This is a genomic window from Paractinoplanes lichenicola (genome assembly GCF_016785085.1).
GTDB lineage: Bacteria > Actinomycetota > Actinomycetes > Mycobacteriales > Micromonosporaceae > Actinoplanes > Actinoplanes lichenicola.
Window position 1 is genome coordinate 533,481 of sequence record NZ_JAENHO010000004.1, and the last position, 20,402, is coordinate 553,882.

At 71.3% G+C, this 20,402-nt stretch carries 19 protein-coding genes and 1 pseudogene; 11 read left to right on the plus strand and 9 right to left on the minus strand.

Features of this window, described 5'->3' with window-relative positions:
- Nucleotides 1-151: 151 nt before the first annotated feature.
- The gene (locus JKJ07_RS15975; RefSeq protein WP_202992306.1) at nucleotides 152-655 is read right to left on the minus strand and encodes an NUDIX domain-containing protein; all 504 of its coding nucleotides are present in this window, start codon (nucleotides 653-655) and stop codon (nucleotides 152-154) included.
- Between the two features lie 75 nt (nucleotides 656-730).
- Between JKJ07_RS15975 and recC the strand changes: the two genes are divergently transcribed.
- The 3 genes from recC to recD are packed head-to-tail and all read left to right on the plus strand — an operon-like array spanning nucleotide 731 to nucleotide 8,951.
- Nucleotides 731-3,967: an exodeoxyribonuclease V subunit gamma gene (gene recC, locus JKJ07_RS15980; protein WP_202992307.1), complete on the plus strand. Its 3,237-nt coding sequence runs from the start codon at nucleotides 731-733 to the stop codon at nucleotides 3,965-3,967.
- Nucleotides 3,967-7,203: a UvrD-helicase domain-containing protein gene (locus JKJ07_RS15985; RefSeq protein WP_202992308.1), complete on the plus strand. Its 3,237-nt coding sequence runs from the start codon at nucleotides 3,967-3,969 to the stop codon at nucleotides 7,201-7,203. The genes recC and JKJ07_RS15985 overlap by 1 nt, the downstream gene beginning before the upstream one ends.
- Nucleotides 7,200-8,951, plus strand: coding sequence for an exodeoxyribonuclease V subunit alpha (recD, locus tag JKJ07_RS15990; RefSeq protein ID WP_202992309.1), 1,752 nt, complete (start codon nucleotides 7,200-7,202; stop codon nucleotides 8,949-8,951). The genes JKJ07_RS15985 and recD overlap by 4 nt, the downstream gene beginning before the upstream one ends.
- Before the next feature lie 618 nt (nucleotides 8,952-9,569).
- Here the strand turns inward: recD and JKJ07_RS15995 are convergent.
- The gene (locus JKJ07_RS15995) at nucleotides 9,570-9,983 is read right to left on the minus strand and encodes a MarR family winged helix-turn-helix transcriptional regulator (protein ID WP_307834281.1); all 414 of its coding nucleotides are present in this window, start codon (nucleotides 9,981-9,983) and stop codon (nucleotides 9,570-9,572) included.
- 56 nt (nucleotides 9,984-10,039) lie between these two features.
- On the opposite strand from JKJ07_RS15995, the gene JKJ07_RS16000 reads away from it, so the two are divergent.
- Nucleotides 10,040-10,711 carry a TIGR03086 family metal-binding protein gene (locus JKJ07_RS16000; RefSeq protein ID WP_202992311.1) on the plus strand — a complete coding sequence of 224 codons (672 nt, stop codon included), beginning with the start codon at nucleotides 10,040-10,042 and terminating at the stop codon, nucleotides 10,709-10,711.
- Nucleotides 10,712-10,844: 133 nt separating this feature from the next.
- On the opposite strand, the gene JKJ07_RS16005 is transcribed toward JKJ07_RS16000, so the two are convergent.
- Nucleotides 10,845-12,020: an MFS transporter gene (locus JKJ07_RS16005; protein WP_202992312.1), complete on the minus strand. Its 1,176-nt coding sequence runs from the start codon at nucleotides 12,018-12,020 to the stop codon at nucleotides 10,845-10,847.
- Nucleotides 12,021-12,085: 65 nt separating this feature from the next.
- On the opposite strand from JKJ07_RS16005, the gene pdxR reads away from it, so the two are divergent.
- Nucleotides 12,086-13,468, plus strand: a complete 1,383-nt coding sequence (pdxR, locus tag JKJ07_RS16010; RefSeq protein ID WP_202992313.1) for a MocR-like pyridoxine biosynthesis transcription factor PdxR — start codon at nucleotides 12,086-12,088, stop codon at nucleotides 13,466-13,468.
- Here the strand turns inward: pdxR and paaI are convergent.
- A complete protein-coding gene (gene paaI / locus JKJ07_RS16015; protein WP_236028997.1) occupies nucleotides 13,445-13,858 on the minus strand; it encodes a hydroxyphenylacetyl-CoA thioesterase PaaI in 414 nt (137 codons plus the stop codon). The genes pdxR and paaI overlap by 24 nt on opposite strands.
- Before the next feature lie 51 nt (nucleotides 13,859-13,909).
- Between paaI and JKJ07_RS49845 the strand changes: the two are divergent.
- The 3 genes and pseudogenes from JKJ07_RS49845 to JKJ07_RS16025 all read left to right on the plus strand — a co-directional run.
- Nucleotides 13,910-14,150 (plus strand): annotated as a pseudogene (locus JKJ07_RS49845) (ArsR/SmtB family transcription factor); the annotation flags it as partial.
- The gene (locus JKJ07_RS16020) at nucleotides 14,130-14,300 is read left to right on the plus strand and encodes a hypothetical protein (RefSeq protein ID WP_202992314.1); all 171 of its coding nucleotides are present in this window, start codon (nucleotides 14,130-14,132) and stop codon (nucleotides 14,298-14,300) included. The pseudogene JKJ07_RS49845 and the gene JKJ07_RS16020, both read left to right, overlap by 21 nt.
- Nucleotides 14,301-14,351: 51 nt before the next feature.
- Nucleotides 14,352-15,548, plus strand: a complete 1,197-nt coding sequence (locus JKJ07_RS16025; protein WP_202992315.1) for a YndJ family transporter — start codon at nucleotides 14,352-14,354, stop codon at nucleotides 15,546-15,548.
- A 1-nt stretch (nucleotide 15,549) separates the two neighbouring features.
- Here the strand turns inward: JKJ07_RS16025 and JKJ07_RS16030 are convergent, their stop codons facing one another.
- Nucleotides 15,550-15,888: a DUF952 domain-containing protein gene (locus JKJ07_RS16030; protein ID WP_202992316.1), complete on the minus strand. Its 339-nt coding sequence runs from the start codon at nucleotides 15,886-15,888 to the stop codon at nucleotides 15,550-15,552.
- 60 nt (nucleotides 15,889-15,948) lie between these two features.
- On the opposite strand from JKJ07_RS16030, the gene JKJ07_RS16035 reads away from it, so the two are divergent.
- Entirely contained in the window at nucleotides 15,949-16,236 is a 288-nt protein-coding gene (locus JKJ07_RS16035; protein ID WP_307834282.1) for a hypothetical protein, read from the plus strand.
- Between the two features lie 9 nt (nucleotides 16,237-16,245).
- On the opposite strand, the gene JKJ07_RS16040 is transcribed toward JKJ07_RS16035, so the two are convergent.
- On the minus strand, nucleotides 16,246-16,653 hold the full coding sequence (locus JKJ07_RS16040) for a PPOX class F420-dependent oxidoreductase (protein WP_202992317.1): 408 nt from the start codon (nucleotides 16,651-16,653) through the stop codon (nucleotides 16,246-16,248).
- Between the two features lie 9 nt (nucleotides 16,654-16,662).
- Nucleotides 16,663-17,466: an SAM-dependent methyltransferase gene (locus tag JKJ07_RS16045; RefSeq protein ID WP_202992318.1), complete on the minus strand. Its 804-nt coding sequence runs from the start codon at nucleotides 17,464-17,466 to the stop codon at nucleotides 16,663-16,665.
- A gap of 11 nt (nucleotides 17,467-17,477) precedes the next feature.
- On the opposite strand from JKJ07_RS16045, the gene JKJ07_RS16050 reads away from it, so the two are divergent.
- A complete protein-coding gene (locus tag JKJ07_RS16050) occupies nucleotides 17,478-18,821 on the plus strand; it encodes a DUF6461 domain-containing protein (protein WP_202992319.1) in 1,344 nt (447 codons plus the stop codon).
- 138 nt (nucleotides 18,822-18,959) lie between these two features.
- On the opposite strand, the gene JKJ07_RS16055 is transcribed toward JKJ07_RS16050, so the two are convergent.
- Nucleotides 18,960-19,580 (minus strand): DNA-3-methyladenine glycosylase family protein, encoded by a 621-nt coding sequence (locus JKJ07_RS16055; RefSeq protein ID WP_202992320.1) that lies wholly within the window; start codon nucleotides 19,578-19,580, stop codon nucleotides 18,960-18,962.
- A 257-nt stretch (nucleotides 19,581-19,837) separates the two neighbouring features.
- On the opposite strand from JKJ07_RS16055, the gene JKJ07_RS16060 reads away from it, so the two are divergent.
- A complete protein-coding gene (locus tag JKJ07_RS16060) occupies nucleotides 19,838-20,089 on the plus strand; it encodes a hypothetical protein (RefSeq protein WP_202992321.1) in 252 nt (83 codons plus the stop codon).
- On the opposite strand, the gene JKJ07_RS16065 is transcribed toward JKJ07_RS16060, so the two are convergent.
- A complete protein-coding gene (locus JKJ07_RS16065) occupies nucleotides 20,062-20,394 on the minus strand; it encodes a hypothetical protein (RefSeq protein WP_202992322.1) in 333 nt (110 codons plus the stop codon). The two genes, JKJ07_RS16060 and JKJ07_RS16065, sit on opposite strands and share 28 nt — an antisense overlap.
- Nucleotides 20,395-20,402: the final 8 nt, after the last annotated feature.

The window sequence follows — 20,402 nt, forward strand, 5'->3', positions numbered from 1 at the left end:
CAATCCACCGAGGATCACCAGCAAAACCAGAACACTGCCGAGAATCGCCCTGTTGCGCTGGGACTTCATGCCCACCCTGCCGTAGACGGACGTCTGCCCATTCAGGATAGAACCCGCATGCACGCATTCCCGGCGGCGCTCGGCCTGCCGCTTATAAGCCGAGGGCTACCGGGGCGGCGGGCGGTCCGGACGTGAGCAGGTCGTGCAGCGGCGTGGCCAGGTCGCGGGGTGAGAACAGGTCGGGGCCGGCGTAGTCGGTGATCTCGGCGAGCGGCCACCAGCGGAAGGCGCCGATGTGCTCGGCGGCGAGCTGGCCGTCCGTGAACTCGCCGCGCGGCTCGAAGTGGGCGGTGCGGACCAGGAAGTAGTCGTTGACGAGACCGCCGAGCCCCGGCGGAAGATCAGCCGCGGCGATCACCTGGTGCCAGACGTGCGGCGGGTCGACGGCGGTGACCAGGCCGGTCTCCTCCCGCAGCTCACGGCGCAGCGCGGTCAGCCTGTCCTCGCCGGGGTCGATGCCGCCGCCCGGAGCGGCCCAGACGGCCGGCGCCCCGGCCGGGACCGCCGGGTGGGGGACGACGAACCGGCACAGCAGCACGCGGTCGTCCTGGTCAAGGATGATCGCGCGGACGGCGGCCCTGAAACTCAGCGACATGGCAGGACCCTAATGCCACCCGAATTGGGGATTCCGGCCGTGCTGCACCCAAGATCGCCAATGCTGGGTGCTGACATGTTGCTTGTTCATCGTGCCGAGCGGACCGACCGGCTGGCGGATGCCCTGGCCGACGTGGTGTGCGAACCGCTCGGCGACCCGTTCGCGCCCGAGATCGTCAGCGTGCCGTCCAAGGGTGTCGAACGCTGGCTCGCCCAGCGCCTGTCGCACCGGCTGGGCGTGAGCACCGGCGACGACGGAGTATGCGCGAATGTGCAGTTTCCGTCGCTGGCCGATCTGCTCGGGCAGGTCGGCCTGCCCGGCGACGACCCGTGGCGGCCGGACCGCCTGGTCTGGCCGCTGCTCGAAGTGATCGACCGGAGCGTGTCGGAACGCTGGTGCCGGCCCCTGGCGGCCTACCTGGGCGCCCTCGAGGACGACCCGATCCGCCGCGGCCGCCGGTACGCGACGGCCCGGCACCTGGCCGAGCTGTTCGACTCGTACGGCCGGCACCGCCCCGCGATGCTGCGCGCCTGGTCGGCCGGTCAGGATTCCGGCGTGCCGGGCGATCTGACCTGGCAAGCCGAGCTGTGGCGCCGGCTGATCTCGCGGATGCCCGTGCCCAGCCCGGCCGAACGCCTGCCCGGCGTGTGCGCGGCCCTCCGGCGGGATCCCGGCAGTTCCCCGCTGCCCGGCCGCCTCTCGGTCTTCGGCCTCACCCGGCTGCCCGCGGCCCACGCCGCCCTGCTCGATGCCCTGGCCGCGGGTCGCGACGTGCACCTGTGGTTGCCGCATCCCTCCCCGGCGTTGTGGGAGAGCCTGACCCCGTACGGTCAATCACAGCTGCCCCTGGCCCGCGAGGCCGACCCGACGCGCGAGCTGCCCCGGCACCCGCTGCTGGCCTCGCTCGGCCGCGACGCCCGTGAGCTGCAGCTGCTGCTCGCCCCGGCCGAGGACCGCCACCACCCCGGCCCGGCCTTCCCGCCGACCCTGCTCGGTCATCTGCAACGCGCCATCGCCGCCGATTCGCTCACAAACGCGCAACAGGTGATCGACGAAAGTGATCGCAGCGTGCAGGTTCATGCCTGTCACGGGCACGACCGGCAGGTCGAGGTGCTGCGAGAGATCATCCTGGGGCTGCTCAGCGCCGATCCGACCCTGGAGCCGCGGGACATCCTGGTCATGTGCCCGGACATCGAGTCGTTCGCGCCGCTCATCTCGGCGTCGTTCGGTCTGGGGGCCGAGGCCGCGCATCCGGCGCACAAGTTGCGCGTCCGGCTGGCCGACCGGGCGCTGCGTCAGCTCAACCCGCTGTTCGGCGTGATCGCGCACCTGCTCGAGCTGGCCGATGCGCGCGTGACGGCGGCGCAGGTGCTCGACCTGGCGGCCACGGCCCCGGTCCGGCGGCGGTTCCGGTTCGACGACGACGATCTCGACCGGCTGCGCGAGCTGGTCGTCGAGTCGGGGGTGCGGTGGGGCTTCGACTCCGAGCATCGGCAGCGGTTCCAGGTGACCGCCCGCTCCAACACGTGGGCGGCCGGCCTCGACCGGATCCTGCTCGGCGCGGCCATGAGCGAGGAGGAGCCGAACTGGCTGGGCACCGCGCTGCCGCTGGACGACATGGACTCCAGCGACGTCGACCTCGCGGGCCGGCTGGCCGAACTGGTCGACCGGCTGGGCGCGATCCTGACCGGCTTCTCCGGGGAACGCTCGCTGGACGAGTGGCTGAGAGCGATCGCGGCGGCCGTCGACGAGTTCACCGCCGTGTCAGACGCCGATGCCTGGCAGCGCATCCAGCTCGACGCGGAACTGGCCGAGATCGGCGATTCGGCCGCGCCGCTGTGCCTGGCCGATGTGCGGTCGTTGCTGGGCGGGCGGTTGCGGGGCAGCCCGACGCGGGCCAACTTCCGGACCGGGGACCTGACCATGTGCACAATGGTGCCGATGCGGTCGGTGCCGCACCGGGTGATCTGCGTGCTCGGGCTCGACGACGGCGTGTTCCCGCGCGGTGCCGGGCTGGACGGGGACGACGTGCTGGGGCGGGTTCCGTACGTGGGGGAGCGGGATCCGCGCGGCGAGGACCGGCAGTTGCTGCTCGACGCGGTCATGGCAGCGACCGATGCGCTGGTGCTCGTCTATTCCGGCGCGGACGAGCGGACGAACGCGCCGCGGCCGCCGTCGGTGCCGCTGGACGAGGTGCTCGACGCGCTCGATCGCACAGGTCGCACGAGGGATGGCCGTTCGATGCGCGAGTTCGTCCTGACCCGTCATCCGTTGCAGCCGTTCGATGCCCGCAACTTCCGGGCCGACACGCCGTTCAGCTTCGATCCCACCGCGCTGGCCGGAGCGGTCGCCGCCGCGGGGGAGCGTACGGATCAGCCGCCGTTCCTGTCCGCGCCGCTGCCGCCGCCGGTCGCGGACGTGGTCGAGTTGAGCGATCTGCACGCGTTCTTCGCGCATCCGGTGCGCGCTTTCCTGCGCCGCCGGCTCGGGGTCGGCCTCTTCGGCGACGACGGCGAACCCGCCGACGGGCTGCCCGTCGAGCTCGACAACCTGGAGAAGTGGTCGGTCGGCGACCGGCTGCTGCGCTCCCTGCTCGACGGCACCGATCTCAACCGGTGCGTCCAGGCGGAATGGCGGCGCGGCACGGTTCCGCCCGGCCCGCTGGGCTCGCGGCTGCTCGACGCCATCGCGGGGGAGGCCATGCCCCTCGCCACCGCGGCGAAGACGCATGTGGACGGCGTACCGGAGGCTGTGGACATCACCGTCGCGCTGCCGGACGGGCGGCTGCTGGTCGGCACGGTCGGCGACGTCTACGGCGACACGGTCGCGGCGGTCAACTACTCGCGCGTCTCGCCCAAGCACCGGCTCAAGGCCTGGCTGCAGCTGCTCGCCCTGACCGCGGGCCGCCCGGACGTGCCGTGGCGCTCGGTCACGATCGGGCGCGGGTTCGGCGGGCCGTCGCGGTCGTCGTTCGGCCCGATCGACGCGGGCATCGCGCGCCGGCTGCTCGGCGACCTGGTGGCGCTGGCCGACGAGGGGCTGTGCGAGCCGGTTCCGCTGGCCACCAAGACCTCGCACGCGTACGCGAAGTGCCGGTTGAGCGGCGGGCCGGCCGAGACGGCGTACGGGAAGGCTCGTCAGGAATGGGCCAAGTTCGACGGCGGTGGCGAGAACGAGGACGCCGAGCATCGCCTGGTGTGGGGGCCGGATGCCGCGTTCGACCGGTTGTTGAGCGATCCTGCGCGTTTCGACACGCTCGCGATGCGCGTTTGGGAGCCGTTGTGCCGGGCCGAGACGTCGGAGCAGCTCTGATGGCGGTGGCCGCTTTTGACGTACGGGGTCCGCTGCCCACCGGCACGACGGTGCTGGAGGCCAGCGCGGGCACGGGCAAGACGTTCACGATCGCGGCGCTGGCGACCCGGTACGTCGCCGAGGGCCGCGCGAAGTTGCGCGATCTGCTGCTCGTCACGTTCGGCCGGGCGGCGACCGCCGAGCTGCGCCAACGCGTACGGGAAAGGCTGGTCAGCGCCGAACGGGGGCTCGCGTCGGGCGTCATCGACCCGGGCGACGTGGTGCTGACCCTGCTCGCCGACGCGCAACCGGACGAGATCGCGCAACGCCGCCGCCGGCTCGCCGCCGCGGTCGCCGACTTCGACGCGGCCACCATCGCCACCACGCACCAGTTCTGCCACCAGGTGCTGGCCGGGCTGGGCATCGCCGCCGACACCGACCCGGACGGCGTGTTCGTCGACGACCTCGAGGACCTGATCACCGAGGTGGTCGACGACCTCTATGTGCGCAAGTACGCAACTCCGGACGCTGAGGCGCCCGAGTTCACGCGGGCCATGGCGCTCGACATCGCGCGGCACGCGGTGACGGACAGTCAGGCGCGGCTCGAACCGGACGGCAGCACGCGATTCCGGTTCGCCGCGGCGGTGCGGCACGAAGTCGAGCGGCGCAAGAGGCAGCGGCGGCTGTTCGGTTTCGACGACATGCTCACCGGCCTCGATCGGGCACTGACCGATCCCGTACGGGGTGAGACCGCTTGTCGCCGTCTGCGCGAGCGCTATTCCGTGGTGCTGGTCGACGAGTTCCAGGACACGGATCCGGTGCAGTGGAACATCGTGCGGACTGCCTTTCACGGCCACACGACGCTCGTGCTGATCGGGGATCCCAAGCAGGCCATTTACGCGTTCCGCGGCGCCGACGTGATCAGCTATCTGTCCGCTTCCGGCGACGCCCCGGCGCACGCCACGCTGGGCACCAATTGGCGCAGCGACCGCGGCGTGCTCTCGGCGTTCGAGACCGTTTTCGGCACCGCAGCATTGGGCGACAAACGCATTGCCGTACGACCGGTGGCCGCGGCCTGGGAGAAGTCGCGTCTTTCGGGGCCGCCGTTCCGCCTGCGGGTGCTGCGCCGGGACGGATTCGCGCTGAACAAATGGGGACTCGTGTCAGCCCCCGACGCCCGGACCACGATTACCGAGGATCTGGCCGCCCAGGTCATGAACCGGCTGGCCGACGGTTCGGTCGCGCCCGGCGATGTGGCGGTGCTGGTGCGCACTCACCGGCAGAGCGCGCAGATTCAAACGGCGTTGTCCGCGCTGGGATTGCCCGCGGTGCAGGCGGGGACGACAAGCGTGTTCGGCACTCCGGCCGGAGCCGATTGGCTGGCCCTGCTCGAAGGGCTGGAGCAGCCGCACCGGGGCACGCGGGTCGCGGCCGCCGCGCTGACGGGCATCGTCGGCTGGTCCGCGTCGCGCCTGGCCGCCGCGACCGAGGAAGAGCTCGACGAGCTGGGCACGACGCTGCGGCAGTGGCAGCGGCTGGTGACGACCCGCGGGGTGGCGGCGCTGCTGGAGGCCGTGACCGCCACCGGGATGCCGGCCCGGCTGCTGGCCCGCCGCTCCGGCGAGCGGCACCTGACCGACCTGCGGCACGTCGGGATGGCGCTGCACGCGGCGGCGGTCGAGGGCGGCCTGGGCCTGACGGCCGTCACTGAATGGCTGCGCCGGCGCATCGAGGACGCCCCGCACGACGTCGGCGTGGAACGAAGCCGCCGCCTGGAATCCGACGCCGATGCCGTGCAGATCGTGACCGTCCACAGTAGTAAAGGACTCGAATATCCGGTGGTGTTCCTGCCGTTCGGGTGGGACCGGCATGTCGGAAAGCCGGAATTGCTGCGACTGCACGACGAAGCGGGCTCGCGCGTCATCGACGTCGGCGGGTCGAAAGCGCCGGGCTATCGCGCCGCATTGCGCCGGCATCGTGCGGAGGAGGACGGCGAGGATCTGCGGCTCATGTATGTCGCTTTGACCCGCGCGGCGAGCCAGGTGGTGGCGTGGTGGGCGCCGACGGCCAACACCAAAGCCTCGGCGCTGCACCGATTCCTGTTCGGCCGCCCGGCCGAGGCCGAAAACCCGTCGGCCGAATACGACGTGCCGTCCGACGACGACGCGCTGGCCCGGCTCGGCGCTTTGTCGTCCGAATCGTTCGCGGTCGAAACTCTGGTCCCCTCAACGCCCGTGTCGTGGTCTCCCGCGCCCACCGAAAGCCCGGCTTTGGCCGCCGCCCCTTTCCGCCGCCGGCTCGACTTGGGTTGGCGGCGCACGTCCTATTCGCGCCTCACGGCCGGCCAGCACGACGAGCCGGGAGTGGCCAGCGAACCCGGCACCGCCGAGAACGATGAACCCGCAGTGCCGGTCCCGTCCACGCTTGCCGCCGCGGATGGTGTCGGGCTGTTGTCGCCGATGGCCGGGCTGCCGACGGGGGCCGCGTTCGGCACGATGTTGCACACGGTGTTGGAGCGTTGTGACTTCGCCGCGCCGGATCTGCACGAGTCGCTCACTTCGAGTGCGCGCGCGACGCTCGGACCGTCCGCAAACGCGCAAGAACTGGCCACCGCGCTCATCCCCGCGTTGCACACTTCGCTCGGCCCGCTGGCCGACGGCCGGCGCCTGATCGACTTCGCGCGTACGGATCGGCTCGACGAGCTGGAGTTCGAGCTGCCGCTGCAGGGCGGCGACCGGCCGAAGGTGTCCGAAGCCGTCCGTTTGAGCGCGCTCGCCGACCTCCTCGAGCGGCATCTCGAACCTGCGCATCCGTTGTTCGTTTACGCCGATCGCTTGCGGTCGCTCGGTCCGGAGCCGTTGCGTGGCTACCTCACCGGCAGCATCGACCTGGTGCTGCGCCTGCCCGGCCCGCGCTACGTGGTGGCCGACTACAAGTCGAACTGGCTCGGCCCCTTCGACGGCTCGCTCACCGCCTATCACTACCGGCCCGACGCCCTGCACCAGGCGATGATGGCGGCGCACTACCCGTTGCAGGCGCTGCTCTACTCCGCGGCCCTGCACCGTTACCTGCGCTGGCGGCAGCCCGGCTACGACCCCGCTCAGCATCTCGGCGGGGTGCTCTACCTGTTCCTGCGCGGCATGTGCGGCCCGCCGACCCCGGCGCCGGGCGGCATCCCGTACGGGGTCTTCAGCTGGCACCCGCCGCACGAACTGGTCACCGAGCTGTCCGAGCTGCTGGACGGGGTGCGCACATGACGGTCACTGTCGAACGAGCGTTGCACGCCACCGGATTGCTCGCCGTCTTCAACGCGGCCGGTGTGCTCACCCTGGCCGATGTGCACATCGCTCAGCGGGTGGCCGTTCTCGGCGGCGAAACGGACGAGAACGTGCACCTGGCGATCGCCCTGACTGTGCGCGCTTTGCGCATGGGTTCGGTCTGCGTCGAGCTCGCCACCGCGCGCAGCACCACGGCGGCCGACGAGGGTGTCGACGTCAGCACCCTGCCCTGGCCGTCGCCGGAGGCCTGGCACGACGCGTGCGCCCGCAGCCCGGTCGTCGGCGTGCCCGGACGGCCGTTGCGCCTGGTCAACGGACTGCTCTACCTCGACCGCTACTGGCGCGAGGAGGAGCTCGTCCGCCGCCAGCTCCAGTCCCGGGCCGCCGCGCCGCCCTTGCCGGTGTCGCTGCCGGCGCTCGAGAACGACCTGGATCGGCTGTTCGAGTCGGGCGCCGGCAAGCAGCGACTGGCCGCCGCGGTCTGCGCGTTACGACGGGTCACAGTGCTCGCCGGCGGCCCCGGAACGGGCAAGACGACCACTATCGCGCGCATGCTGGCCGTGTTGTGCGCACAATCGTCCGCTCCGCCGCGCATCGCGCTCGCCGCCCCCACCGGCAAGGCGGCCGCGCGGCTGGAGGAAGCCGTACGGTCGGTGACCGGTCTCGGCCTGCCCCCGCTCGAGGCGTCCACCCTGCACCGTCTGCTCGGCCGGCGCCCCGGATCACGCACCCGCTTCAAACACCATCGCGCCCACCGCCTCCCGTACGACGTCGTGGTGGTCGACGAGACGTCGATGGTGTCGCTGACGATGACGGCCCGCCTGATCGAGGCCGTACGACCGGACGCCCGACTGATTCTGGTCGGCGACCCCGACCAGCTCGCGTCGGTCGAGGCGGGCGCCGTGCTGGGCGACATCGTGGCCGCCGACGGCTGTCCCGAGCCCGCGCTGGCGGCCGCGCTGGAGTCGCTGGGCTCGCCCGCGGACGTCGTCAACGGGGTGGTCACGCTCGACCGCACGTGGCGGTTCGGCGGCGACATCGCCCGGCTGGCCACCGCCGTACGGGCCGGTGACGCCGACGCCGTCGTCTCGTTGCTGCGTTCCGGCAGCTCACAGGTCGAGTTCGTCGAATCGGCCGACTGCCCCGAGCTGCGGGCCGAGGTGCTGGCCGCCCTCGCCCAGGTCGCGTCGGCGGCCGCCGCCGGTGACGCCCCCGCCGCCCTGAAGGCGCTCGAGGCGCACCGTCTGCTCTGCGCGCACCGCCACGGCCCGTACGGGGTCGCTCGCTGGACGAACGAGATCGAACAGTGGCTGCCCGCCGATCACCCGGCCGACCTGCGACCGCTTCTGATCACCGCCAACGACTACGACAACCACCTCTACAACGGCGACACGGGCGTGGTCATCCAGACCCCGCAGGGGCTGCGCGCGGCGTTCGCCCGGGGCGGCGAGACGGTGCTGATCCCGCCCTCGCGCCTGTCCGAGGCCCAGCCCCTGTACGCGATGACCGTGCACCGCAGCCAGGGCAGCCAGTTCGACCGGGTCTCGCTGGTGCTGCCGCCGGCCACGTCGCCGCTGCTCACCCGCGAGCTGTTCTATACGGCCGTCACCCGGGCCCAGTCCGGCTTGCGCATCGTCGGCTCGGAGGACGCCGTACGAGCTGCGGTGACACGCCCGATCGCGCGAGCCAGCGGGCTACGCGAGAGCCTGGGAGTGCCCGCCGTTTAGCGCCTGTTTTTCGGCCCCGCCTCGCCCTCAGCGTTTTTGGCCCTGCCCGCCCTTAGCGTTTGTGGCCGGGCCCCGCCCTCAGCGTCTGTGGCCCTGCCCCGCCCTCAGCGTTTTTGGCCGGGCCCTGCCTCAGCGTTTGTGGCGTTTGTGGCCGGGCCCTGCTTCAGCGTTTCTGGCGTTTTGTGGCCGGGCCCTGCCCCAGCCTTTGTGGCCGGGCCCGCCTCCACCACATGGCCGCGGTGCGCGAGGCGCTGCCCGGCGACTGGCTGCTGAGTTAGCGCTGTAGCCGTGGGCCGGCGCCTGGCCTATGGCTAGCGTCCGGCTGAAATGTTAGCGCCAAGCTGGCGGTTTGGCGGTTAGCTGGCGGGGTCAGCACTTGGTCAGCGAGGGCTGGCGTCTAGCTGAAATGTTAGCGCCAAGCTGGCGGGGTTGGCGCTTGGCTGGCGGGGTCAGCGCTTCCGGGCAAACGGCAACGGCACTAATTCGATCAGGGCGGGCTAGCGTCTGGCTGAAATGTTAGCGACTAGCTGGCGGGTTTGGCGCTTGGTCAGCGCGGGCCAGCGTTTGGCTGAAATGTTAGCGACTAGCCGGCGGTCTGGGGCTCGTCCGGTGCGGGGGTTAGCGCCGGGTCAGGGCAATCAGGGCGCGGAGGAAGCCGTCGCGGTCGGTGGGTGGGAAGTCGGACAGCAGGTCGGCCTCGCCCGCGCGGATCTCGGACTGGATCGTTTCGTGGAGGCGGCGCCCGTCCGCGGTTAGGTCGAGCAGGCGGACGCGGCGGTCGGACGGGTCGGGCTCGCGTTCGATCAGGCCGCGTTTTTGCAGCTCGTCGAGCACGGGGATCAGTCGCGTCTTGTCGGCGCCGATGCCTGCGGCCAGTGCTGTCTGGGTGCGCATCGGGCTCTCGCGCAGCGCGGTCAGCACCGCGTACGCCCACATGGACACGCCATGCCGGTCCAGGATCGGCTGCTCCATCACCAACAGCCGCCGCCCCAGCCGGAACACCATGGCGCCCAGATCCTCGCGCTCCTCCACGAGATCTACTCCTACCACCCGTTGACTAATCATAAGCGCACGCACATGATAGGCGCATGCTTACGATTGAGATCGACGCGCGCCCACTCGATGCCGCCGCAGTCCATACCACTACCGACCTGGTCTCCCGGATCACCGACGCCGACCTGACCTCGCCTACCCCTTGCGAGGGCTGGGACCTGGCCGCGCTCCTGACCCACATGACCGACCAGCACTACGTCTTCGCCACGGCCGCCGGAGCCTCACCCGCCGCCGCGTCACACGCCCCTGCTTCGGCCGCCCCTGCGTCAACCGCCCATGCCACTTCGGGTCCTACCGCCGGGTCCGCGTCCCTTTACGCTCTCGGGCTGTCGCGCGAGCTGATTCGGCGCTACGAGGAGTCCGCGCGAGCCGTGATCGCCGCCTTCGCGGCCGTCGACGACCTGGACACGCCGTTCTGGATCCCGGAGTTCGGCCGTTCCGTCCCCGGCCGGCTGGCGGTCGGGTTCCACCTGGTCGACTACGTGGTGCACGGCTGGGATGTGGCCCGCACGCTCGACATTGCCTATGCGCCCGACCCCGACGCGCTGGCCCTCGCCCTGGCGGTGGCCCGAGCCGTCCCCGACGGCCCCGAGCGGCTGGCGCCGGGCTCGCCTTTCGCCCCCGCGCTCCCGACCCCGGCCGACGCGGACCCGCTGACCGAAACCCTGCTGCTGCTCGGCCGGGACCCCTCCAGCCCGGTGAAGTGACCTGCCCAGATCGGCGGGCGCCTGGGCTCCACTTCGCGCAGTCAAACGCCGGCGGCCGCGGCTGGCGAACGGATGCACCCGATTGCGCACCCGCGCCGGGACCCGCTTGTCGATGCATGAGGACGAGCGACGTTCATGGAGTCTCGCCGGCCGGTGCACGGCGGGTGGTGGGGATGAGTGCGGCGGCGTTGGTACGACGGGTGGTGTGGGTGGCGGCATGGTGGGGGGAGGGGATGCGGGTGGCGGCGATCAGGGCTGCGGTGAGGGCGGCTGTGCCGGCCAGGAGGAAGCCGGTGGTGGGGGTGGTGAAGTCGGCCAGGGTGCCTGCGGCTGCGGCGCCGGCTGCGGTGCCGGTGGCGGTGGCGGTGGCGAGCCAGGTGAAGGCTTCGGTGGCGGTGCCGGTGGGGGCCGCCTTGTCGACCATGGCGTAGGCGCTGGCCAGGATGGGGGCGATCACGGTTCCGGCCAGGACGATCAGTGCTGGTGGGGCCACGGCCAGCGACAGGTGGCCCGCGGCCAGGAATGTGAGCAGCAGGGCGAACGAGCGGCCGTCGCGGGCGCCGCCGCCGGAGCGGGCGGCCACTACGCCGCCGGCCAGTGAGCCCAGGCCCCACAAGCCCAGCAGCCAGCCTGCGGCGGAGGGGGCCGACGCAGTCACCGCCACCTCGGTCGCGCCGAAGACGACACCTACGCACGCCATGACGAGCACCAAAGTGCGCATTTGCGGGGAAGCGAGCGCGCTTGAACGCGTACGGGAAACGGCTTTTGATCTCCATGAGCGGGACGTGGGGGAGAGCACGAAGGCGAGTGTGGCCGCGAGCAGGACGGCGCCGGCCAGGGCCAATGCGGTGCCGGTGCCGGCTAGCGAACCGACGGTGAGGGCCAGGGGCGGGCCGGCGATCCAGGTGAGTTCGGTCGCGGCGGCGTCGATCGCGTAGGCGCGGGGTTCGGTGCCGGGGTTCAGCAGCGGGATCAGGGTGCGCATGCACGCGCCGACCGGGGGAGTGGCGAAACCGATCAGCGCGGCCAGGGCCAGCAGCGCGAGCAACGGCGTACGGGCGGGAAGGAACGCCACGACCGCGAGCGCGGTGCCGGACACGAGGGCCGGCAGGATCAGCACGAGCGTCTGGCCGTGGCGGTCGACGAGGCGGCCCAGCAGCGGGCCGCCCACCCCCTGAGCGATCGCGAGCGCGCCGGCGGCCAGACCGGCGGCGGCGTACGAACCGGTCAGCCGCTCGACGTGGACGAGCAGTCCGATGCTGAGCGTGGCGAGCGGCAAACGAGCAACAACCGACGTCGAAAAGAGCATGTTCTGACTCTCGCGCCGGACTGGTACAAACAACAGATCCAGTGGAGTGGCGAAAGAGGGGACCAGTGGAGCTGCTGCTGACCGTCTCGCGCGACCGGGCGGGCACGTTGAGCGCGCAGATTCAAACCCAGATGCGCGATGCCGTACGCGGGGGGACGCTGCACCCGGGCACGCCGGTGCCGTCCACGCGCGAGCTGGCCCGGCAGCTCGGCGTTTCGCGCAAGGTGGCCGTCGACGCGTATGCGCAGCTGGCCGCCGAGGGCTATCTGGCGCTCCGGCAGGGTGTGCAGCCGCGCATCGCTTCCGGCGCATTCGTGCACACTCGCGCAACTGCGGCCATCAACGAGCAGGTGGTCGTCCGGCTGGACCTCCGACCGGCCCGGCCCGACGTCTCCGGCTTCCCGCGCGCGGCCTGGGCGCGCTGCCTGCGCGACGCCGTCAACGAGATCACCGTCGAGGATCTCGGCTACGGCGACCCGCTCGGCACCGACGCCCTGCGCGACGCCCTCGCCGACTACCTGGGCCGGGTCCGCGGGGTGGTCGCCGACCGCCGGCACATCGCCGTGACCACCGGATATCTGCAGGGCCTGGGCATGATCTGCCGGCTGTTGCGGGCCCGGGGTGCCCGACGGATCGCGTGCGAGGACCCGTGCAACGGTGAGGAGGCCGAGATCGCCGCCCGGGCCGGGCTCGAGCCGGTACGCGTACGGGTGGACGGTCTTGGTCTGCGGACCGACGAGCTCGCGGCCGCCGGGGCCGACGCGGTGATCCTCACGCCGGCCCATCAGCACCCGACGGGCGTGGTGCTCGCGCCGGAGCGGCGAACGGCGCTGATCGCCTGGTTGCGCGAAACCGGCGCGATCGCGATCGAGGACGACTACGACGCCGAATACCGCTACGACCGGCCGGCGGTGGGCGCGCTGCAGGGGCTCGACCAGGAGCATGTCGTCTATGCGGGCACGGTGAGCAAAGTCCTCGCGCCCGCGTTGCGCCTGGGCTGGATGGTCCTGCCGCCCTCGCTGGTCGACGGCGTGCGCGAGGAGAACCAGGGCGTGTCGCGCATCGAGCAGCTGGCGTTCGCCCACTTCCTCCGGCGCGGCGACCTCGACCGGCACCTGCGGCGAATGCGTACGCGATATCGCCGTCGCCGCGACGCCATGGTTCGCGCGCTGGCCGAACACCTGCCGCAGGCGACCGTCCGGGGCATCGCGGCCGGACTGCACGTGACCGTCGAACTGCCGCCGTCGGTAAACATCTCGTCGATCGCCGCCGCGGCCCGTGCGAACGGGATCGCCCTGGCCACGATGAGCGACTACGCGACAGCCGCCGGCGAACGGCCACCGACGCTCATCCTCGGCTACGCACAGACGACCGAGGACCGCCTGCGCGAGGGCGTACGCGAGCTGGCCCAGCTGATCAGCCGCTCACTCGATGGGGCGGCCGAGTGAGCGGCTGCGTCCCCGGAACTCGGCCAGCACGGTGCCGTCCTCGCGAGCGACGGTCACGTCGTAGAGGCCCGAGCGGCCGCGCCGGGCTCGTTCGGCCGCGTGGGCTCGCAGCAGGTCGCCGGCCTTTCCGGATTCCAGGAACGTGATGTCGAAGCCGGCGGCGACGGTCACCTCGCCGTACGTGTTGCAGGCGACCGCGAACGCGCTGTCGGCGAGCGAGGCGAGCAGCCCGCCGTGCAGCAATGCGTAGCCGTTGACCATGTCGTCGCGCACGCGCATCGTCAGCACCGCCCACCCCGGCCCGACATCGTCGAGCTCGATGCCGAGGCCTCGGCTGGCCGCGTCGCGACTCAGCATGATCTCCGCGAACCGGCGGGCATCCGACGACATCCGTGGAACCTAACACCCAGGCAGCAGCCCCATGGTGCGCTGGCGGGTCGCGTGAACACCTTCGACGTCCTCGGCGACCCGGTGCGCCGGCGCATTCTGGAGCTGCTCGCCGACGGTGAGCAGACCTCCGGCACGATCACGGACGTGGTGCGGGCCGAGTTCACCCTGTTACGGCGGCCGTCTCCCAGCATTTGCGCGTTCTGCGTGAGCACGGGTTCGCGTCGGTCCGGGCCGACGGGGTGCGCCGGTTCTACGCCGCGCAGGCCGGGCGTTGAGCGAGGTCGACGCCTGGAAGGTGTCGCCCGCCGGACGCGAGTTCAGCCGGCGCAGCGCCGCCGCCTGGGGCGAGGCCCACCTGGCCGGCGGCGGCGAACCGGGCCACGTCGCGGCCGCGGTCGAGGCCACCACCGCGTTTTACGTGCCTGTAGCGGATGCGCGATGAAGTGGTAGCTTGAACATGTTCAGTTGAACGTGTTCAAGAACGGGAGGCGCCATGGACCGGCTGAGTGGGTCCGGGTGGGTCGGGCTCTACGTCGTGGTTGCGGTGTGTGTGCTGCTGTTTGTGCCGCTCGGCCTGGGGGCGCTCGACCGCGGGGCCAAGATCGTGCGCTGGTGGCCGGCCGTGGCGGCCCCGGCCGTGGTGGCGATGGCGCTGCCGAGGGGCTGGGTCGCCGGGCTGCTCTGCGTGCCCTACCTGCTGGCCTGCTGCGTCGTGCCGGTGGTGTTGCGGCGGGAGCGGCTGGTCGCCTTCGCGGCGGCCTGTCTGCCCGTGGCGGCGGCGGGGCTGGCGGCCGAGCGGGCGGGATACGCGCTGCTCGGGTTCCCGCCGGGGATTCTCGGGCTCACCGCCGCGCACTTCCACGTGGCCGGGTTCGGCGCGATGTTGCTGCTCGCGCTCACGAATGAACGCAAGATCCTGGCGCCGGGCGGGGTGGCCCTCGTGGGAATCGGGTTTCTGGTGGGTGGGCAGACCGGCGACCTGATCGAACTGCTCGGGGCCGGGCTGCTGAGCGCGGGGTTGTGGCTGGCGATCGCCGCCCGTACGGGGAAGGCTTTTCGATTCTTGCTGGCGCTGAGCATCCTCACGATGGGGCTCGCGCTGCTGTACGCGTCGGGGCAGGTGGTCGACGTGCCGCACCTCAACCTGACGTGGATGGTGCTGACCCACGGCGTGCTCAACGCGGCCGCGGTGCTGACCGCCCTGATCGTCGCGTACGCCGGACGCGCGCAGACGCACACCTGGACGCACCGGATCGGCGCCGGGCGGGAACGCTTCGAGCTGGCCTCGCGGGCCCTGCTGACCTGGGAGATGCACCGCCGCTCGTGGGCCTGGGTCGAGCCGGGGACGCCGCCGGCCTTCGTGGGGCAGCACATGCGGTCCGAGCTGGGCTTCGGGCGCTTGCGGGTGCCGGAGCCGTGCGAGGTGCTCGAGGTCGTACGGGAGGACGACCGGACCTCGCTGCACTACCTCGCGCTGCCGGGCCACACCTTCGAGGGCGAGGAGCGCTTCACGGTTCTCATCGACGGGGCGGGCGCCGTGTTCTTCCAAGTCCACGTCACGGCCAAGCCGGCCCGCCTGATCAGCCGCCTGGCCGGGCCGCTCGTGCCGGTCGCGCAGTGGCTCTTCATCGCCCGGTGCGCCCGTACGCTGGCGGGATTCGACCAGCGGGCCGCCGCGCGGCAGCCGTGACTCAAGCCGGGGGCAGGGCCCGTTCCACGTCTGCCGCGCCGGCCGCCTCGTAGACCCCGGACACGGCCGACCTCGGCAGCGACCCGTAAATGTGCGGGAACAGCTCGCCCCGGTCGGGTGCCTCCTCCCACCGCACCGCCGGGCCGAGGGCGTCGGCCTCGATGGCCAGCACCACGAGCGCCGGCTCCGACCCGAAGAACAGCTCGGCGGTCACCCCGGTCTGCTCGCGGCTGGAGCAATGGATGAACCCGCTGCTGTGGTCGAACGGGGAGCCGTCGAAACGTCCCGCGGCCTCGAACGCGGCCCACTCCGCGGGCAACAGGATCTTGTAGATCAGCACCCGTCCACCTTCGCAGACGGCCCCATCGGCGCCAACTCGGCAACGGCTACCATTCAGCCCGTGACAGCGCTGCGATGGTACGGCGGATTGGCCCTGGTGATCTTCGGCATCCTGCCCACGGTGATGATCGCGCTGCTGGTCAACGCGGGTCGCACCCCGTCGTCGGTGGGTTACCTGCTGCTCGTCGGCATCCCGCTGGTGGGCGCGGCGGCCGTTTTCCTCGTACGGGGTCTGGTCGAGAAGGACCCGGAGCAGGCCGCGCGCCGGCTGCACCTGAGCATGGCCCTGGTGGCCGGCGCCGACCTGGTGCTGCTGGGCGGCAACGCCCTGCTCCGGATGGGCTCCTAAAGCGCGCTTTTACGAGGCGAGATCGCCCCACACGTGCCAGCGCTCGATCACCAGCCGGCCGCTGACCCGGGGCCGCTCCCGGTTCGGATAAGGGTTGCCGCCGTAGTGCCGGGACAGCGCGTCGATGTCCTGCAGCCCGATGTCGTGGGTTAGCTCCTCGACCCGCCCCTGCAGGCTCACGTGGGTGTACCAGTTGTCCTTGTCGAGCACGGTCAGTGACACCCGCGGGTCGTTCTGCAGGTGCTTCAGCCGCGCCCGCCCGCCGTCGAGGTTGAGCAGCACCCGCCCGTCGTCCTCGAAGAGATACCACGTGGCCACGCTGACGGGACGCCCGTCCTTGGCCAGGGTGGCCATCACGGCCGGGTTGGGCTGCCGCAGCATGGCGGCGACGTTGTCGGGCAGAGGTTCGGTAGACATGATCAAAGCCTAGGGTTTCCGGGCGACCCCGCCGAACTGATAGACCTCAGTGCCGGCCGCGGGATCGCCGGGCTCGGGCCGCCACTGCGTGCACGTGACTACCCCGGGTTCGAGCAGTTCAAGCCCCTCGAACCAGCGCAGCATCTGCTCCTTGCGCCGCAGCGTGATCGGCGGGGTGGCCGTCGCGTTCCACTGCCTGGCGGCCGCCGCCGACTCCTCGGGCCGCACCTCGAGCGTGGGGTGCGCGACGGCCAGATAGCTGCCGGGCGGCACGGCCTCCAGGAGACGACCCACGATCCCGTACGTCTCCTGGTCGCTCCCGACGAAGTTGAGCACTCCGAGCAGGAGCACGGCGATCGGCTGCTCGAAGTTGAGCGTTTGCCGCGCGGTCTCCAGGATCCCGCCGGTGTCGCGCACATCGGCGTCGACATATTCGGCGTCACCGTGCAACAACGCGCGCGCATGAGTGAGCACAAGCGGGTCGTTGTCCACGTAGACGACCCGGCTCTCCGGCGCGATCGACCGCGCGACCTGGTGCGTGTTGTTCACGGTGGGCAGCCCCGCCCCGATGTCGAGGAACTGGCGGATGCCGGCGTCGGCGGCCAGGAAGCGTACGGCTCGTTGCAGGAACGCCCGATCGGCGCGGGCGGAGGCCACGATGTCGGGCAGGAACTGCCGCACCTGATCACCCACGGCCCGGTCGGCGGCGTAGTTGTCAGTCCCGCCCAGCCAGTAGTTCCAGATCCTCGCCGTGTGCGGCACGTCGATGTTCACGAGCGACCCTCCCGGCGGCGATCCAGCATGGACAAGCATAGATTGAACGGATGGCGGTGGCGGGGGATTACACGTGGGCGATCGAGACGTACGCGCTGGGGCAGAACTACTGCCTGACCTTCGTACGGGGGCTGGAACCGGACGACGTGATCGAGCAGCTTGGCGGAACGGGCGCGGTGCCGATGACGTCGGCCGGACTGGCCCTGGGCGGAAGCGAAGCGGTGCGGAAGTGGGTCGACGAAGAAGGCGCGGAACACGACACCAGGCTGGATTACGCGGCCGCGACGCAGGCCGGCGACTGGACGATGGTCATCGAGCCCACCGGGTCTCTGTGCATCCGTGACGAGGTCGTGCGGGCGTTGTCCGTCGAGATGGTGTCGCTCTACTTCAACGAGAACACTTCGCCCCAGTTCTCGTGGGCGATCGACGGCCGTTTCATCGTCACTTTCGATCCTGGACATCCGTCGCACCGCTCCGGCGATGCCCCCGTACGCCTCGACGGGCTGCTGGCGGGGCTCGAGTTCGGGGCGGCGGACGACCGGGCGTATCTGGCGCGGGCGCTCGCGCTGATGGAGCGGATCACCGGCGTGCACTGGGACGCGGAGTTCCTCGAGAACGCGACGTTCCACTGCGCCGGAGTCGGAGCAGGTGCCGCGGCCCGGCCCTGGTATGGCGAAGTGCGGGAGGAGCTCGAGGCCTACGCGCTCGATCGGGACGAGTGGTTCGACAACAACCTCCGGCGCCGGGGCCGTGGTGTCGCTGGTCGGCGGGTCGGGACGACACTGCACGACCGTGATGGCGAGCCGGCGCCCCGGCCTCCCGAGCGCCGCATGCGGGAGGCCGGGGAGCGACGAGAGGCGCAGCGGCGTCGCGAGGAGCTGGAACGGTCGTGGGGTGGCCGGGTTCCCGCCGACGAACGGTTGCTTGATCCCGAGGTGCAGACGTACGCCGTCGGGCTGGTCCCGTACGACCGTGATCTGATCGATCGGATCGTCCAGGCCGGGCCGGAGTCGTGGCGTGCGATGGCCGCCTGGGGTGCCCGGTTCTGCTGCACCCGCGCCGGGCTGATCGGTGCGGACTGGGTCGTGGCGGGGGTGACCGCGCTCGAACAGGGGGATCCGCCGCCGGCGTGGTTCGCCGACTTCGAGGCCGCCTATGCCCGGTGGCGAGACGTGCCTGCGGAGAGCCTGGTCTTCACGACCACGATGTCGTTGAACCCGGATCCCGGCTCGCCGCCACAGATCGAGCCGACCGTGCTGGCGCTGCATGCGGTGGTGGCCGCGCGTCATGACAATCCGCTGGTCGCCGCTCTCGAACCCTTGCGCACCGCGCTCATGCTCGACGAACCGGCTGCTGTGCTGGCCGCCTTTCGTGCCGCATTCAGCCTGGGGTGAGCCGGCCCTGTCGGCCGCGCTCATTATCCGCTGACCGAACGTGTTCGTTGCGCTCATCCTGCGCTGGCCGAAGATGCTCGTTGCGCTCATCATGCGCCGGTCGAACATGTTCGGCCGGCGCTCATTTCGGCGCCGTGGTCAGGCGGGTTTGAGGCGGCCCAGATAGTGCTGCCAGAGGATGCGGGCGGCGACCGCGCGCCACGGCCGCCACGGTTCGGCGCGCAGGGTGGCCTCGGCGGGGGACGGGAGGGCCGGCAGCTCCCACAGTTGGGCGATGGCCGCGATGACGGCCAGGTCGCTCGCCGGCCACGCGTCGGGCCGGCCCAGCACCGAGAGCCGATAGATCGTCGATGTCCAGGGCCCGATGCCCGGCAAGGCCTGCAATTCCCGGTCGACCTCGGCGTCGTCGAGGCCGGCCAGCTTGCCGAGGTCGAGGGTGCCTTCGACGATGGCGGTGGCGGCGGCCCGTGCGTACCGGGTCTTCTGGCGGCTGAACCCGGCCGTGCGCAGCTGCTGGTCGTCGAGGGCGAGCAGGCTCTCCGGCGTCAGCGGGTCGGCCAGCACGCTCAATCGGTCGAAGACGGCTCGCGCGGAAGCGAGCGACACCTGCTGCTCGAGCATGATGTGCAGCAGCGACGGGAAGCCGGGCTCGCGATTCCACAGCACGGGCATCCCATGGCGGCGCACCACGTCGGCGAAGACCGGTTCGCGCCGCGAGAGCTCAGCCACGCCGGCGTGCAGGGAAGCCTCGGTCAGCATGTCTACACGCTAGGACGACCGCGCGCGGGTGCGGCGGTGGGCATGGCGGAAACGCTGGTCCGACCGCGCGGGGGAGCCGCGGTGGGCACGGCGGAAACGCGGGTGCAGCCGCGCGACAGGCCGTCTGGGGGAGTGTGGGGTGGCCGGGTGGGCGACCCCCTGAGGCGGAGAAACTGATCTTGGGTACGCGTCGTCGCGGGAATGTGGGTTCTGCGCCGCACACTCTGATCACTGATCATGACTACGGGGTGGCGAAGATGGCAGGAACCAGCATCATCGATCTCGTCGACGGCTTTGTGGCGACCCTGCGCCGCAACGGGGTGGAGATCGATCGGCAGGCGGTGGAGGCGGAAGTGGGCGAACGGCTGGCCGACATCGCGGAGCGCCTCGGGGTCGGTGTGCACGTCGTGCTGCGCGATTACGCCTCCGAGGACTGGGGGCGGCAGATGGCCCTGGCCGTGGTGGCGCAGATCCGCGAGGATCACCTGCTCGACGTCGCGCCGCGCTGATCATCGCTGAACCGGTTAACTGTAGTGTGGTGCCCGGGATGGCCGTCAAAGAGCGGGCATCCCGGGCACCACGTGTAGGGGTTGATCTCGGAAGCGCTCAGCGTCCACTGCACCCACCACATCGTCTCCTCCACCTGCTGCCCGAGCGCGGCATGCGACCCCTCGTGCCCGCGTTCGAGCTCGCAGCCCAGCTCGGACTGCACGCTGGGCGCCTGGGTGGGGAGCCCGTCGAGGAAGGTCAGCTGAGCCGCGTCGAGGGTGACCCGGGCCGGGCAAGTCATCACATCCTGGCGATCGATAGACATGATTTGAT